Origin of the sequence: Streptomyces sp. SUK 48 (assembly GCF_009650765.1) — a bacterium.
GTDB lineage: Bacteria > Actinomycetota > Actinomycetes > Streptomycetales > Streptomycetaceae > Streptomyces.
The window spans coordinates 3,779,258-3,794,582 of the sequence record NZ_CP045740.1 but is presented as its reverse complement, the minus strand read 5'-3'; the positions used below and the strand labels follow the sequence as shown (position 1 = coordinate 3,794,582).

At 70.1% G+C, this 15,325-nt stretch carries 13 protein-coding genes and 1 pseudogene; 10 read left to right on the top strand and 4 right to left on the bottom strand.

Annotation, left to right across the window (positions count from 1 at the left end; genetic code table 11):
* From nadC to GHR20_RS16320, 7 genes and pseudogenes are all read left to right on the top strand, one after another.
* Positions 1–978, top strand: coding sequence for a carboxylating nicotinate-nucleotide diphosphorylase (gene nadC, locus GHR20_RS16350; protein WP_153813578.1), 978 nt, complete (start codon positions 1–3; stop codon positions 976–978).
* A gap of 5 nt (positions 979–983) precedes the next feature.
* Positions 984–1,781, top strand: coding sequence for a type III pantothenate kinase (locus GHR20_RS16345; protein ID WP_153813577.1), 798 nt, complete (start codon positions 984–986; stop codon positions 1,779–1,781).
* 134 nt (positions 1,782–1,915) lie between these two features.
* Positions 1,916–2,523: pseudogene (locus tag GHR20_RS16340) on the top strand (hypothetical protein).
* A 103-nt stretch (positions 2,524–2,626) separates the two neighbouring features.
* The gene (locus GHR20_RS16335; protein ID WP_111583066.1) at positions 2,627–2,806 is read left to right on the top strand and encodes a hypothetical protein; all 180 of its coding nucleotides are present in this window, start codon (positions 2,627–2,629) and stop codon (positions 2,804–2,806) included.
* Positions 2,807–2,938: 132 nt separating this feature from the next.
* The gene (locus GHR20_RS16330) at positions 2,939–3,394 is read left to right on the top strand and encodes a BlaI/MecI/CopY family transcriptional regulator (protein ID WP_258399378.1); all 456 of its coding nucleotides are present in this window, start codon (positions 2,939–2,941) and stop codon (positions 3,392–3,394) included.
* A gap of 9 nt (positions 3,395–3,403) precedes the next feature.
* The gene (locus tag GHR20_RS16325; protein WP_111583064.1) at positions 3,404–3,937 is read left to right on the top strand and encodes an amino-acid N-acetyltransferase; all 534 of its coding nucleotides are present in this window, start codon (positions 3,404–3,406) and stop codon (positions 3,935–3,937) included.
* Between the two features lie 214 nt (positions 3,938–4,151).
* A complete protein-coding gene (locus GHR20_RS16320; RefSeq protein ID WP_111583063.1) occupies positions 4,152–4,487 on the top strand; it encodes an Lsr2 family protein in 336 nt (111 codons plus the stop codon).
* Positions 4,488–4,530: 43 nt separating this feature from the next.
* Here the strand turns inward: GHR20_RS16320 and GHR20_RS16315 are convergent, their stop codons facing one another.
* Positions 4,531–5,151 carry an SCO3374 family protein gene (locus tag GHR20_RS16315; protein ID WP_194858895.1) on the bottom strand — a complete coding sequence of 207 codons (621 nt, stop codon included), beginning with the start codon at positions 5,149–5,151 and terminating at the stop codon, positions 4,531–4,533.
* A gap of 430 nt (positions 5,152–5,581) precedes the next feature.
* Between GHR20_RS16315 and GHR20_RS16305 the strand changes: the two genes are divergently transcribed.
* The gene (locus GHR20_RS16305; protein WP_153813576.1) at positions 5,582–8,104 is read left to right on the top strand and encodes an ATP-dependent Clp protease ATP-binding subunit; all 2,523 of its coding nucleotides are present in this window, start codon (positions 5,582–5,584) and stop codon (positions 8,102–8,104) included.
* A gap of 52 nt (positions 8,105–8,156) precedes the next feature.
* Here the strand turns inward: GHR20_RS16305 and GHR20_RS16300 are convergent, their stop codons facing one another.
* Both GHR20_RS16300 and GHR20_RS16295 read right to left on the bottom strand, forming a co-directional pair.
* A complete protein-coding gene (locus GHR20_RS16300) occupies positions 8,157–11,195 on the bottom strand; it encodes an NACHT domain-containing protein (RefSeq protein WP_153813575.1) in 3,039 nt (1,012 codons plus the stop codon).
* Between the two features lie 56 nt (positions 11,196–11,251).
* Entirely contained in the window at positions 11,252–11,905 is a 654-nt protein-coding gene (locus GHR20_RS16295; RefSeq protein WP_153813574.1) for an HAD family acid phosphatase, read from the bottom strand.
* A 457-nt stretch (positions 11,906–12,362) separates the two neighbouring features.
* Here GHR20_RS16295 and GHR20_RS16290 point away from each other — a divergent pair, with 457 nt between their 5' ends.
* Positions 12,363–12,911: a M23 family metallopeptidase gene (locus tag GHR20_RS16290; protein WP_111583060.1), complete on the top strand. Its 549-nt coding sequence runs from the start codon at positions 12,363–12,365 to the stop codon at positions 12,909–12,911.
* A gap of 72 nt (positions 12,912–12,983) precedes the next feature.
* On the opposite strand, the gene GHR20_RS16285 is transcribed toward GHR20_RS16290, so the two are convergent.
* Positions 12,984–13,583, bottom strand: coding sequence for a TetR/AcrR family transcriptional regulator (locus GHR20_RS16285; protein WP_111583059.1), 600 nt, complete (start codon positions 13,581–13,583; stop codon positions 12,984–12,986).
* Positions 13,584–13,707: 124 nt separating this feature from the next.
* Between GHR20_RS16285 and GHR20_RS16280 the strand changes: the two genes are divergently transcribed.
* Complete coding sequence (locus GHR20_RS16280) at positions 13,708–15,270, top strand: MDR family MFS transporter (protein ID WP_148027156.1); 1,563 nt, start codon at positions 13,708–13,710, stop codon at positions 15,268–15,270.
* The last annotated feature ends 55 nt before the right edge of the window (positions 15,271–15,325 follow it).

The following is a 15,325-nucleotide window of genomic DNA, read 5'->3' as shown; positions in this document are numbered from 1 at the left end:
GTGAGCACCGACGACCTTCCCCTCGTGACGACCGGCGGCTGCGGCGACGGCTGCGGCTGCGGCGCGGAGCACGACGAGGAGTACCTGGAGTGCGGGCTCGACCCCGTGCTCGCCGAGCTGCTGGCCGCGGACGGGCTCGACCCGATCGAGGTCGAGGACATCGCCACCGTGGCGATCCAGGAGGACCTGGCCGGCGGGGTGGACGTGACCACGGTCGCGACCATCTCCGAGGAGGCCGTGGCCACCGGTGACTTCACCGCGCGCGAGGCGGGCGTCGTGGCCGGGCTGCGCGTCGCCGAGGCCGTGCTCTCCGTGGTCTGCACGGACGAGTTCGAGGTCGAACGGCACGTGGAGGACGGCGACCGGGTCGAGGCCGGGCAGAAGCTGCTGTCCGTCACCACCCGCACCCGCGACCTGCTCACCGCCGAGCGCAGCGCGCTGAACCTGCTGTGCCGGCTGTCCGGCATCGCGACCGCCACGCGCGCCTGGGCGGACGTCCTGGAGGGCACCAAGGCCAAGGTCCGCGACACCCGCAAGACGACCCCGGGCCTGCGCGCCCTGGAGAAGTTCGCGGTCCGCGCGGGCGGCGGCGTCAACCACCGCATGTCCCTGTCGGACGCGGCCCTCGTCAAGGACAACCACGTGGTCGCCGCGGGCGGCGTCGCCGAGGCGTTCAAGGCCGTACGGGAGTCCTTCCCCGAGGTGCCGATCGAGGTCGAGGTCGACACGCTGCACCAGCTGCGCGAGGTCGTGGACGCGGGCGCCGACCTGATCCTGCTGGACAACTTCACGCCCGGCGAGTGCGCGGAGGCCGTCGGCATCGTCGGCGGGCGGGCGCTCCTGGAGGCGTCGGGGCGCCTGACGCTCGCGACCGCGCGCGGCTACGCCGACACGGGCGTCGACTTCCTCGCCGTCGGCGCGCTCACCCACTCCTCGCCGATCCTGGACATCGGCCTGGACCTGCGGGAGGCGGAGTAACGGCCATGCTGCTCACGATCGACGTCGGCAACACGCAAACCGTCCTCGGCCTGTTCGACGGCGAGGACATCGTGGAGCACTGGCGCATCTCCACCGACGCCCGGCGCACCGCCGACGAGCTGGCGGTGCTGCTCCGGGGCCTGATGGGCATGCATCCGCTGCTCGGCGACGAACTGGGCGACGGCATCGACGGGATAGCGATCTGCGCCACCGTCCCGTCGGTCCTGCACGAGCTGCGCGAGGTCAGCCGGCGCTACTACGGCGACGTCCCCGCGGTCCTGGTCGAGCCGGGCGTCAAGACCGGCGTGCCCATCCTCACCGACAACCCCAAGGAGGTCGGCGCCGACCGCATCGTCAACTCGGTCGCGGCGGTGGACATGTACGGCGGTCCGGCGATCGTGGTCGACTTCGGTACGGCGACCACCTTCGACGCGATCTCCGCGCGCGGCGAGTACGTGGGCGGGGTCATCGCGCCCGGCATCGAGATCTCCGTGGACGCGCTGGGCGTCAAGGGCGCCCAGCTGCGCAAGATCGAGGTCGCCCGGCCGCGCAGCGTGATCGGCAAGAACACGGTCGAGGCCATGCAGGCGGGCATCGTGTACGGCTTCGCCGGCCAGGTCGACGGGGTGGTGGGCCGGATGGCGCGCGAGCTGGCGGACGACCCGGACGACGTGACGGTGATCGCGACGGGCGGCCTCGCGCCGATGGTGCTCGGCGAGGCGTCGGTGATCGACGAGCACCAGCCGTGGCTGACGTTGATCGGGCTGCGGCTGGTGTACGAGCGGAACGTGTCGCGGCTCTGATCCTCCCCTCTGAAGCCCCGGTCCCGCCGAGGCTTTAGAGGGAAACCCCCGCGACACATCATCCCGTTGTGTCACTTTTGTCCGATTAGCGGTAGCGTCGCCGCATGCCCACGCCATACGGATCCCGCGGCGGCATGGCGTTCGGCGCGGAGGAGCTGCGTGTGCTCCGCCGCGCCCTCGCCCTCGCCCTTCACCCCGGCCGCACGTCCGCCGAGGACGTCCAGGACTGCCTCCGGCTCGCCGAGTCGCTCGACGAGGCGATCCACGAGGGGGTGAGACTGCGCGCCTTCCTCCTGGCCGATCTGGACCGCTACCGGGCCGCGCTGCCCGGAACCGCGGCCGGCTACTTCGCCCTTCTGGAGGAGGCGCTGGGCGCCGCGTACCGGCCGGTGCCGGACGACCTCGCGGCGCTGCGGGCGCTGCGCGGGAACCCGAGGGCCGCGGCACTCCTCGAACGCTGCCGGACGCTGGCGGAACAGGACGTACGGGCCCGGTTCGCCCAGGGCGCGCGCAGGGTCCCGGCGCCGGCGGTACCGCCCGCGCGGACCCGCCTGCTGGCCCTGGCGGGCGGCGCGGCCCACCGGTCGGGGACGCCGACAAGGAGCCCCCCAAGCCCGCCCCGAAGCCGGCCCCCGCCGAACGCCCCGACCCCGCCACCACTCCCAAGCGCCCCATCCCCACCCCCGGCGAGGTCTTCCCCCGCCGCAAGCCCCCGGCGCCGCCGCACCAGCTGGTCTGCTGACGCGGAAAGGGCGCGCCGAGGAGCCGGACGCCTGCGACCTGCACCGGCTCGCCCGGACCCACCCCGCCCGATTCGCCCGGTAGGGCATGGCTACTCTGGTCCCATGGACTATGTCTCCGCGCTCGTGCCCCCGGTCGTGATGGCCGTGTTCTTCATCGGTGTGGTCCGGGTGATCGTGAAGACCCAGGGCGGGGCGGCCAAGGCCAAGGAGGACGCGGCCGTCGACGCCGCGATGGCGCGGGCGGAGGCGGCGCGCGGCGGGTCCGCCGCGGCCGACGTCTGAGCGGACCCGGGGGATCGCCGCGGGCCGGGGGAGGGTCCCGCTTTCCCCCGGCCCACCCTTTTTGTCCATGTTCGTAACGTTTCGCCATGTCCGGCACGCTATTGCGCCGATCTCCCACTATTGTTCTGAGCTGTGCCTCGCCCCTTGGGAGAACTCGAAGACGCGGTCATGACGCGGGTGTGGAAGTGGAACCGCCCGGTGACCGTTCGAGAAGTCCTGGAAGACCTCCAGCAGGAACGCACCATCGCGTACACCACCGTGATGACGGTTTTGGACAATCTCCATCAGAAGGGCTGGGTCCGCCGCGAGGCGGAAGGCCGGGCCTATCGATATGAGGCCGTCTCCACCCGCGCCGCCTACGCCGCCGCTCTCATGAACGACGCCTGGTCGCAGAGCGACAACCCCGCCGCCGCGCTCGTCGCGTTCTTCGGGATGATGAGCGAGGAACAGCGCCAGGCCCTTCAGGACGCCGTACGCATCGTCCAGGGACCGGAAACCCGGCAAGCCCCCGAAGCCGCGGAACCGAAGCCCGCGCCGGCGGAGCGACGGGAGAACCCCGGCTCGGCGGAGGACGCCGCCGGGCGATAGCGTCCGCTCATGTCCGAGCAGCGTCCCGAAGTCTCCGCAAAAGCCATCACGGTCCGCCGGGCCAGGACCGGCGATGTGCCGGCCGTGCGCCACCTCCTCGACGCCTACGTCCAGGGCCGCATCCTGCTCGACAAAGCGACGGTCACGCTTTACGAGGACATCCAGGAGTTCTGGGTCGCGGAACGGGACGACAACGCCGAGGTCGTCGGCTGCGGCGCGCTGCACGTCATGTGGGAGGACCTCGCGGAAGTCCGCACTCTCGCGGTGAAGCCCGGCCTCAAGGGCGCGGGCGTCGGCCATCAGTTGCTGGAGAAGTTGCTGCACACGGCGCGTTGGCTCGGTGTTCGCCGGGTATTCTGCCTGACCTTCGAAGTCGACTTCTTCGGGAAGCACGGCTTCGTCGAGATCGGTGAGACACCGGTCGACACCGATGTCTACGCGGAGCTCCTGCGTTCCTATGACGAGGGCGTCGCCGAGTTCCTCGGACTCGAACGAGTGAAACCGAACACCTTGGGCAACAGCCGGATGCTTCTGCATCTCTGAGCGTCTTTGCCCGGTGACTATGCGCAGTGCCCTATGTCCGAAACGCGTATCTTTCCGGCCCGTGCCCCCTCCTCAGTCCTCTCCCAGGGGTTTGTGTTTTTCCCGCAAAAGCGGTTTGCTTTCCGACGTACTGCAGTACTGCATATAACAGGGGCGGCGAAACGGGCGGACGCGCGCACCCTGACCCTCAACGTTATCGATGAAAGGAAATCCGGTGGCACAGAAGGTTCAGGTCCTTCTTGTCGACGACCTCGACGGCGGCGAGGCGGACGAGACGGTGACGTTCGCGCTGGACGGCAAGACGTACGAGATCGATCTCACGACCGCCAATGCGGACAAGCTGCGCGGCCTTCTCGACCCCTATGTCAAGGGTGGTCGTCGCACCGGTGGCCGTGCCTCCGGTGGACGCGGAAAGGCGCGCGCCGCCTCCAACGGCAACCAGGACACCGCGGCGATCCGCGCCTGGGCCAAGGAGAACGGCCTGGAGGTCAACGACCGCGGCCGTGTCCCCGCCTCCATCCGCGAGGCATACGAGAAGGCCAACGGCTGATCAGCCGAATCGGTCGAATATCGGTACGGCCATCAGTACGGCACTACGGCGAGAGAGGCACCCCGCCGCATTCCCGCCGCAGCCGGACCCGGTGACACCACAACGCCACCGTGTCCACCAGCCGTACGAGATCCGGGGCGCTCCCCTCGCGTCCCATGCCCGGCATCACGGGCAGCGAGGCATCGGCCTCGCCTTCCGGTCCAGGGGGCCGCAGCCACACGGCGGCCCCCTTCAGGCTCCCGGACGGCGGCGGGCCGCCGGGCGGCAGCGGCGCCTCCATGACGCCCCCCGCCCCCAGGACCCGCAGATCGAGCGCCACCGCGCTCCACTCCAGCCAGTCCAGCAGCCCCGGCACCTCCTCCGCGCCGCCCGCGGCCACCAGCAGCCGCACGCGGTCGCCCCGCAGGGCCACCGGCGACCCCGGTGCCAAATGCCGCAGCGCCCGCGCGCCCGCCTCGGCCGGCACGTCCAGGACGTCGAAGCGCAGCCCGGTCGGCAGCCCCGGCGGAGGCCCGGGCACGGTCGCCCAGCCCAGCTCCTCCTCGTACCAGCGCCGCACCGCGCACCGGCCCTCCGGCCCGCGCACCCGCGCGCCGGGCGCTCCCGGTTCGACGGGGCGGCGGGGAAGGGGGACCGTGGAGGTCGTGGAGACCGTGCCAGCCATGCCGGGTGCAACCGGCGGGAAGGGCGGCAAGTTACGCTGAGTGCCCCACCGATCGCACATCGTGCCGAAAACGGAGGCGTCCGGTGGCGGGGGGAGCCGCAAGGTTGTTCGCCCATAGCGGAGGGAACCGGTGCCTTCGGCATGGAGTGTCCGTCCCTGCGGGTAAGACATGCCTAGTGGGAGGGGGCGACGTGCGGGCGCGGCGGCTTCCCGTTCGCCATCGGCGTAGTGGCGAGTGGGGTAACTGCCTGGCCTGCGGGAACATCGTCTCGCACCATCGGGTTGGAGCAGATGTCGGCGTTCGGGGTCAGGAGGCCAAGGACGGTGTCGGCAGTTGGAATGAGCGGTCCCCGCTTGCGGGACTAAGCTGCGGAAGGACAGGGAGGGGAAGTTCCCCCCACTGCCTGACCGCTCTGAGGAGCGATTAACGATGTTCGAGAGGTTCACCGACCGCGCGCGGCGGGTTGTCGTCCTGGCTCAGGAAGAAGCCCGGATGCTCAACCACAACTACATCGGCACCGAGCACATCCTCCTGGGTCTCATCCACGAGGGCGAAGGTGTCGCCGCTAAGGCCCTGGAGAGCCTCGGCATTTCGCTCGAGGCGGTCCGTCAGCAGGTGGAGGAGATCATCGGTCAGGGCCAGCAGGCCCCGTCCGGGCACATCCCCTTCACCCCCCGTGCCAAGAAGGTCCTGGAGCTGTCGCTCCGCGAGGCCCTTCAGCTGGGCCACAACTACATCGGCACGGAGCACATCCTGCTCGGCCTGATCCGTGAGGGCGAGGGCGTCGCCGCCCAGGTCCTGGTCAAGCTGGGTGCCGACCTCAACCGGGTGCGGCAGCAGGTCATCCAGCTGCTCTCCGGTTACCAGGGCAAGGAGACCGCCACCGCCGGCGGCCCGGCCGAGGGCACCCCCTCGACCTCCCTGGTCCTGGACCAGTTCGGCCGGAACCTCACCCAGGCCGCCCGTGAATCCAAGCTCGACCCGGTCATCGGGCGCGAGAAGGAGATCGAGCGGGTCATGCAGGTGCTGTCCCGCCGTACCAAGAACAACCCGGTGCTGATCGGTGAGCCCGGCGTCGGCAAGACCGCCGTCGTGGAGGGCCTCGCCCAGGCCATCGTCAAGGGCGAGGTGCCCGAGACGCTGAAGGACAAGCACCTCTACACGCTCGATCTCGGCGCCCTGGTCGCCGGCTCCCGCTACCGCGGTGACTTCGAGGAGCGCCTGAAGAAGGTCCTCAAGGAGATCCGCACCCGCGGCGACATCATCCTGTTCATCGACGAGCTGCACACGCTGGTCGGTGCGGGTGCCGCCGAGGGCGCCATCGACGCGGCCTCCATCCTCAAGCCGATGCTGGCCCGCGGTGAACTCCAGACCATCGGTGCGACCACGCTGGACGAGTACCGCAAGCACCTGGAGAAGGACGCCGCCCTGGAGCGCCGCTTCCAGCCCATCCAGGTCGCCGAGCCGTCCCTGCCGCACACCATCGAGATCCTCAAGGGCCTGCGCGACCGGTACGAGGCGCACCACCGCGTCTCCATCACCGACGAGGCGCTGGTCCAGGCCGCCACCCTGGCCGACCGCTACATCTCGGACCGCTTCCTGCCGGACAAGGCCATCGACCTGATCGACGAGGCCGGCTCCCGGATGCGCATCCGCCGGATGACCGCGCCGCCGGACCTCCGCGAGTTCGACGAGAAGATCGCCGGCGTCCGCCGGGACAAGGAGTCCGCGATCGACTCGCAGGACTTCGAGAAGGCCGCCTCGCTGCGCGACAAGGAGAAGCAGCTCCTGGCCGCCAAGGCCAAGCGCGAGAAGGAGTGGAAGGCCGGCGACATGGACGTCGTCGCCGAGGTCGACGGCGAGCTGATCGCCGAGGTCCTCGCCACGGCCACCGGCATCCCGGTCTTCAAGCTGACCGAGGAGGAGTCCTCCCGCCTGCTGCGCATGGAGGACGAGCTCCACAAGCGGGTCATCGGCCAGGTCGACGCCGTCAAGGCGCTGTCGAAGGCGATCCGCCGTACGCGTGCCGGTCTGAAGGACCCGAAGCGCCCCGGTGGCTCGTTCATCTTCGCCGGCCCGTCCGGTGTCGGTAAGACCGAGCTGTCCAAGGCGCTCGCCGAGTTCCTCTTCGGCGACGAGGACGCGCTGATCTCCCTCGACATGTCGGAGTTCAGCGAGAAGCACACGGTCTCGCGTCTCTTCGGTTCGCCCCCCGGCTACGTGGGCTACGAAGAGGGCGGCCAGCTCACCGAGAAGGTGCGCCGCAAGCCGTTCTCCGTCGTGCTGTTCGACGAGGTCGAGAAGGCCCACCCGGACATCTTCAACTCGCTGCTGCAGATCCTGGAGGACGGTCGCCTGACCGACTCCCAGGGCCGGGTCGTGGACTTCAAGAACACGGTCATCATCATGACGACCAACCTCGGCACCCGGGACATCTCCAAGGGCTTCAACCTGGGCTTCGCGGCCTCGGGTGACACGAAGTCCAACTACGAGCGCATGAAGAACAAGGTCCAGGACGAGCTCAAGCAGCACTTCCGGCCCGAGTTCCTCAACCGCGTCGACGACGTGGTCGTCTTCCCGCAGCTGACGCAGGAGGACATCCTGCGGATCGTCGACCTGATGATCAGCAAGGTGGACGAGCGCCTGAAGGACCGGGACATGGGCATCGAGCTCTCCCAGTCCGCCAAGGAACTGCTGTCCAAGCGGGGCTACGACCCGGTGCTGGGCGCCCGGCCGCTGCGCCGCACGATCCAGCGCGAGATCGAGGACAGCCTCTCCGAGAAGATCCTCTTCGGCGAGCTGCGCCCCGGCCACATCGTGGTCGTGGACACGGAGGGCGAGGGCGAGAACGCGACCTTCACCTTCCGCGGCGAGGAGAAGTCGGCCCTGCCGGACGCTCCGCCGATCGAGCAGGCCGCCGGCGGCGGTCCGAACCTGAGCAAGGACGCGTAAGTCCGCGACGCTCCCACCGAAGGGGGCCGGTGCTTTCGAGCACCGGCCCCCTTCAGCTTTCTTCCACGGTGACGTGGGCGTGCGGGAAGAGTTCCCGGCAGCGGGCGGCCGAGAGGAAATGCCCGGGCTGACTCGACAGGGTCACCGAACGCAGTCCCGTCAGCCGGGACACCAGGGGGGAGAAATCCTCGTCGCCGGCCAGCATCCGCACCTCCAGTGCCTCGATACCGGGAAGTTCCGGCATACGGGTGAGCGAGCGAGAGTATTCCCGGACGATCCTTCCGTTCAGATGGAGGTCCGTCAGGGCGGGGAGTTCCGCGACTTCGTGCCAGTCGCCCACCGTCGGTTCCGTCGTCAGCGGCCCGAGACTCAATGTGCGCAGCCCACTCCAGTGGCTCAGGCCGCGTAATCCCGTGCTGTCGGTACTGGATCTGCCGAGGGCCAGGTATTCCAGTGCCGCGTCGACCGGCAGCGCTTCGGTGAGGTTCCAGCCCGGCAGCCGCTGGCTGACGGCGACCGTGGTGAGGGACCGCAGAGACCTCAGTCCCGAGATATCGGCGAGGGGGGAGCAGCTGAGCACCGTGAGCGGCAGAACGGAAAGCCGCTCCAGACCGTGTGCGGCCGGGCAGTCGTCCAGCCACAGTGCGCGCAGCCCGCCGAAGGGCAGAAGCACGCCCAGATCGGTGAGGTCGGAGATGTCCGACAGGATGAGCGACACCGTCGTTTCCGGCATTCCCGCTTCCAGGAACTCGTCGACCCGCCGCGCGCCCTGCAACCGCAGCCACGGCCACGGGCGCATCCGGGCCAGTGCCGCGCACTGTTCGGCGGAGGTGCAGGTCAGGCGGAGCGTACGGCGGTCCAGCTGATCCAGCACCTCGGTCGCGTACTCCTCGGTGTTGAACCGGCCCCAGGTACGGGCCAGTTGCTGGCGTACATCCAGATCGGGATGCTCCCGGAATCGCCGCAGCACCCCGAGCGCGCCTTCGGGCTCCAGTTCACCGAGGAGGGACGCGGTGACCGTCACGGCCCGGGCCTCTTCGTCGGTCAGCCCGTCCGGGCCGGGCAGCAGCTCCAGGACGAGCGGGCCGGCCTCGGCCAGCGCCTTCGCCCCCTTCGTCGTCTGCGGGGGGATCAGCGCCCCCGCGCGGTCCTCCACCTCGCTGCGCACGTCTGCCTTCAAGGCCGCCACATGCTCCAGACAGGCCAGCGCCAGCAAGGTCAGCCGGGGAGTCCTCCGCTCCAGCAACCGCGCCAGCAGCCAGGCCCGTTCACCGGACCGGGCATGGGCCACGGCCATCCGGACGACGTCCTCCCACTGCGTGTCGTCGGCGTTCTTCAGCAGGACCTCCAGATGCCCCTCCTCCACCGCGTACCGGGCCCCCAGATAGTCCTGGAACGTCCGGTGGATGAAGTCCACGACACCCTCGGCGGGCTGGCGCAGCAGGCCGCTCCGCAGCAGCAGCCCGCGCAGTACGGCGGACGCGTCGCTCCCCGCCGAGGCCACCGCCGGCAGACACCGCCCCACGATCGCCTCGGCCCGGTCGGTGCCCATCTCCGTACGGCCGCTGAGCACCAGCGCGTACGCGAGCCGCTGGAGCAGCTCCAGCTGGACCTCCTCGCCCAGGTCGACGCTCATGCCCCGCTCCCGGTCCCGGCGCGCGAGCAGCATCGTGAGGGCGGCGTCGTACAACTCCTTGCGGCCGGTGGGGAGATAGCCCCGGCGTTCGCGGTGCAGGGCGCAGATCAGGCCGCACATCAGGGGGTTGGTGGTGAGCCGGGCCAGATCGCGTTTCGTGCGCAGCGAGTCCAGCAGCGGGGCCTCGAACTCGGGCGCCCGGGCCGCCTCGTGCCAGCGGTGGACGAAGGTCGCCACCTCCGAGCGCCGCATCGGGGCGAGGGTCAGCTCCCGGAAGCCCTCCTGGGCCAGCCAGTCGGGGCGCACGGCGGTCGGGCGGGAGGTCAGCAGCCAGTGGTTGCCGGGGCAGGCCGCAAGGAGCGCGCGCAGCCAGTCGCGGGTGCGATGGCGGTCGGCGGCCGGGATCTCGTCCAGGCCGTCCACCAGGATCAGGCCCCGGCCCGCCGCGAGGACCCGCTCGGCCCAGCCCTGCGGCGGGGGCAGCGGGCAGCTCACGGCCTTCAGGAAACCGTCCGGGGCGGGCAGCGTCCCCGCCCGGATCAGGGTGCGCAGCGGCAGGACGTAGGGGACGCGGCCGCCCTCGCGGGCCGCCGTGACCGCGAGCCACTGCACCAGCGTGGTCTTGCCGGAGCCGGCGTCGCCGCGCAGCAGCACCCGGGAGTCGGCCAGCAGCGCCTCCTCGGCCCGCAGCCGGCCGGTGGCGGTCAGCGGGTGCTCGCCGGGGACCGGGTCGGGCGGCGCGTCCTCGACCGCCGTCGCCTCCAGGCTCAGATAGGCGACTTCGAGGGGCCAGCGGTCGGGAGAGTCACGCAGGTCGATGCCGTAGATGGTGATGTGGTTGTGGTGCTCGGCGACATACGGCAGATAGCGGCGTTCGAAGGCGGTGTCGCGCGCGTCGGGGCGCGGCACGCGGACGATCAACTCGTCCACCCTGGCGATCAGTTCGGCCTGTGCCCGGCTCTGCTCCACGAGCGTGCGGGTGACAAAGGACGAGCGCCGGGTGAAGAACTCCAGGATCTGAAGGCAGCACCACTGCGTCGCCGAGTCCAGGAAGTGGCAGGAGTCCACGGAGAGGCCGTCGGGGGCGGCCGCGGAGCGGAGCAGTTCGCGGGCCAGTTCCCGGTGGCCGAGCCGTACGGCCTGGACGTCGTCCATCTCCAGGTCGCCCAGGGCCAGCAGCCTGCGGGCGAGCGCGCCGACGACGGCGAACTGCTCGTCGGCGGGGAACGGCGCGGCCCCCGGTGATTCCACCGCTCTGGCGACGATCTGCCCGGCGAGCTTGAGGACGTCCTTCTCGCCCAGCGTCCGCTTCTCGCCCCGGAAGGAGACCAGCGCGGACAGCCGTACCGGCTCGTCGACCAGGCCCGCTCCGGGGCCGTCCGCCGCGAGCAGTCTCCGCACCAGCGGGCCGATCGCGGCGGACGCGAGTTTGCCGCCGAGCACCGTCGGCTCCATCCGCCACCCCCGTGGTCGTACGACCGTCAGAAGACTACGGACGGAGCCTAACTGCCCTACGAGAGCTGGCCGTTGTAGTCCGGCAACTTGAAGGTGCGGTCGGCGTGGCCGCCGGACAGGTCGGTGGCGCTGTTGCCGATGTTGGCGATGATGTCGTAGCCCTTGTTCTCGATGTCGACGCGCTGGGCCGTCTTGTAGTCGGCGACGTTCTTGAAGAGGTCGAACAGGCCGCGCACGTAGAGGCCGGAGACCTGGTAGCCGTCGTACTCCAGGTTCCACCTGGTGGGCGCCGCGATGATGCCCGGGCGGGCGGTCACGAAGAAGAGCGCGACGCCGTGGTCCTGGGCGTACCGGGCGACGTCGAACACCGGCTGGTTGGCCTGCTGGGGGACGGTGAGGCCCAGGTCGGTGTCCAGGGTGGTGTTGTCGATGTCGAAGACGATGGCCTGCTTCTCGCCCGGCTTCGCGGCGGCGATGCGCTGCTCCAGGTACGGCAGGGCCGGGGCCATGACCGTCCGGCAGTCGTTCTGCCAGGTGGCGAAGTCGACCTTGCCGGTCGTGGCGCTCGCCGCGGCGGCGGTGGCCGGGGCCGTGGCGGCGGTGGCCGGGGCCGCGGTGGCGTCCGCCGCCCGGGCCGGGGCGGCCACGGCGGCCAGGGCGGCCACGGAGACGGCGGTCACGGTGAGGCGGCGCGCCAGGGGGCTGCTCATCGGTGGGGGTTCCTCTCACGTCACGTACGCGGTGCCGGATGGCAGGTGCATGATCTGTGGTGCGGATGGCGTGAGGGGAACCGTAGGGTTACCGGACGGTAGGTGGATAGGGGTCTGCGTCACATTCCGCGCCCCGCCGGGGCGCGGGGCCGGTGACATGCCGCACAGGCGATTTATCCCTTACTAGCCCCGATAGTGGGATTGGCCGGGCTGGTAAAGGGCTGGCAAAGGGCTCGTAGATCCTCGGTTTTCGATGGAAACAGGCAGTTCGAGCCGGGAGATGCCGGGTAGGCGCGGCGGCTGTCAAGAGGGCGGGTAGTTTTCGGGGCATCTACTACCGGGCGCCGTAGATGCCCCGCTTTCGCCCGGCTGGGGCGATCGGTTACCAAGGGATGGCCGCCGCGGCGAACGCCTGTCCGCCGGGCGGCCGATCTGTCCCCGAGTTCACGAGGTCTCGATGTTCAAGCGCTTCACGTCCCGTGCCACCCGTACGTCCTCGCTCCGTACCCGCGCCGCCTTCCTGGCCGCCGGTGTCGCTGTCCCGGTCGTGCTGGGCGCCGGAGTCGCGAGCGCCGCTCCGTCGGCGGCCTCCTGGGTCGACCCGGTGAAGAAGTACGCGCTCTCCGCGGGCTTCAACCAGTCCGGCGCCCACTGGGTCGCCAAGCACAGCGGCCAGGACTTCGCCGTGTCCACCGGTACCGAGGTCTTCTCCGTGCACGGCGGCACCGTCGTCAAGGCCGGCCCCAACGGCGCCGGTGACGGTCCCGCGTACGGCAACGCCATCGTGATCAAGCACGAGAACGGCGTCTACTCCCAGTACGCGCACCTCTCCCGCGTCGACGTCAAGATCGGCCAGAAGGTGAAGACCGGCCAGCACATCGCCCTGTCCGGCTCCACCGGCAACTCCACGGGTCCCCACCTGCACTTCGAGATCCGTACGACCCCGAACTACGGCTCCGCCCTCAACCCGGTGCCGTTCCTGAAGGGCAAGGGCGTCCGCGTCTGAGCCGAGCGGGCCGCGTGAGCCGCCGAGTGAGCTGTCCGGGCCGTCCGGGTCGAGTGAGTCGACGCGGGCGGCTCAGTCGTCGGCGTGGGCGTGCTCGTGCGCCTGGGTGACCAGATCGAGGGCCACCTCCAGCACGGCCTGGCGGCGCTTCTCCACGTCGCCCACCAGGTCCTGCATCACGAACATCCCGGCGTGCAGGGTGAACATCGCGCTGAGCGAGCGCACCTGGTCGACCAGTTCGGCGTCCGGGTCCATCAGTATCTCCCGCAGCCCGTGCATGCGGTCCTTGAAGGTCTCGCCGATGCGCAGCTCCCGCACCGTCGCCTGGTTCTCCTGCATGAAGCGGAAGAGCGGCTCCGCGTGCGAGAGCGCCTCGCTGTAGCGGCGCAGGATCTCCCGCTTCGTCTGAAGGGTGTGCGGCTGGCCGCGACCCCACTCGATCAGGTCCGCGATCGGCTGCGTCAGGTCCTCGAAGAGGCTGACGATGATCTCTTCCTTGGTCTTGAAGTGGTAGTACAGGGCCGCCTTGGTGACGTCGAGGCGCTCGGCGATCTCGCGCAGCGAGGTCTTCTCGTAGCCCTGCTCGGCGAAGAGTTCGAGCGCGACGTCCTGGATGCGCTGGCGGGTGTTGCCGCGGCGCTGCTGCTTGGTGCCGTCCATGGTGACGCCCATCCTCGTACTCCTCGCGCTCCTGCGGAAACTTACTTGACGCCCGGCTAGTTTGCCGTCTACCTTGCGAAGTGTACTAACTAGCCGGGCGGCAAGTAAGTAGTCGCCGAGGGGGAGTAGGGAAGAGATGGCGGACACGGTGGAGAGCCCCCAGGGGGGCAAGAAACAGCGGAGCGTGCGCGTCGTACTGCTCGCGCTCATGATCGCGATGATGCTCGCGATGCTCGACAACATGATCGTGGGTACGGCGATGCCCACCATCGTGGGCGAGCTGGGCGGCCTGGAGCACCTGTCCTGGGTGGTCACCGGCTACACCCTGGCCACCGCGGCCTCCACCCCGATCTGGGGCAAGCTCGGTGACATGTACGGGCGCAAGGGCGCCTTCCTCAGCTCGATCGTGATCTTCCTGATCGGCTCCGCGCTCAGCGGCATGGCCCAGAACATGGGCGAGCTGATCGGCTTCCGCGCCATCCAGGGCCTCGGCGCCGGCGGTCTGATGGTCGGCGTCATGGCGATCATCGGCGACCTCGTGCCGCCGCGGGAGCGCGGCAAGTACCAGGGCATGATGGCCGCCGTGATGGCGCTCGCGATGATCGGCGGTCCGCTGGTCGGCGGCACCATCACCGACAACTGGGGCTGGCGCTGGTCCTTCTACATCAACCTGCCGCTCGGCGCGGTCGCGCTGGTCCTGGTCAGCGCGGTGCTGCACCTGCCGCGCAAGCGGGCCAAGGCGGGCATCGACTACCTCGGTGTCGTACTGCTGACCGTCGGCATCACCTCGATCGTGCTGGTCACCACCTGGGGCGGCAGCGAGTACGCCTGGACGTCCGCGCGGATCATGGAGCTCATAGCCATCGGCGTGGTCGCGCTGGCCGGGTTCGTGTTCTGGCAGACGAAGGCCGCCGACCCGGTGCTGCCGCTGCACATCTTCCGCAACCGCAACTTCACCCTGATGTCCGTGATCGGCTTCATCACCGGCTTCGTGATGTTCGGCGCGACGCTGTTCCTGCCGCTCTACCAGCAGGCGGTGCAGGGCGCGTCGGCGACCAACTCCGGTCTGCTGCTGCTGCCGATGCTCGGCGCGATGCTGGTGACGTCGATGGTCGCGGGGCGGGTCACCACCAACACCGGCCGCTACAAGGTGTTCCCGATCGCCGGCGGTGTGCTGATGGTCGCGGGCCTGTACCTGCTGTCCCTGATGGACACCGGCACGAGCCGCTTCACCTCCGGCGTCTACATGGCCGTCCTCGGCCTCGGCATGGGCTGCCTGATGCAGATCACCATGCTGGTGGCGCAGAACAGCGTGGAGATGAAGGACATGGGCGTCGCGTCCTCGTCCACGACGCTGTTCCGTACGCTCGGCTCCTCGTTCGGCGTCGCCATCATGGGCGCGCTGTTCAACAACAAGGTCAAGGACGTCATGGCCGCGCGGGCGGGCTCGCTGGGCAAGGGCGTCACCGAGCAGTCCGCCCAGCTGGACGCCAAGAGCCTGGCGAAGCTGCCGCCGCTGGCCCGCGAGGCGTACCAGCACGCGGTCTCCGCCGGCACGCACTCCGCGTTCCTCCTGGGCGCCGTGATCGCCGTCCTGGTCCTCGTCGGCGCGCTCTTCGTCAAGGAGGTCCCGCTGCGGGGCGGCCCGCAGGCGGCGAAGCCGGAGGAGCCGGTCGCTCCGCTGGTCGAGGCGATCTGACCGGGTCCCGGTACGACGAAGGCCCCCGGCGGGTGTCCGCCCCGGGGGCCTTCGT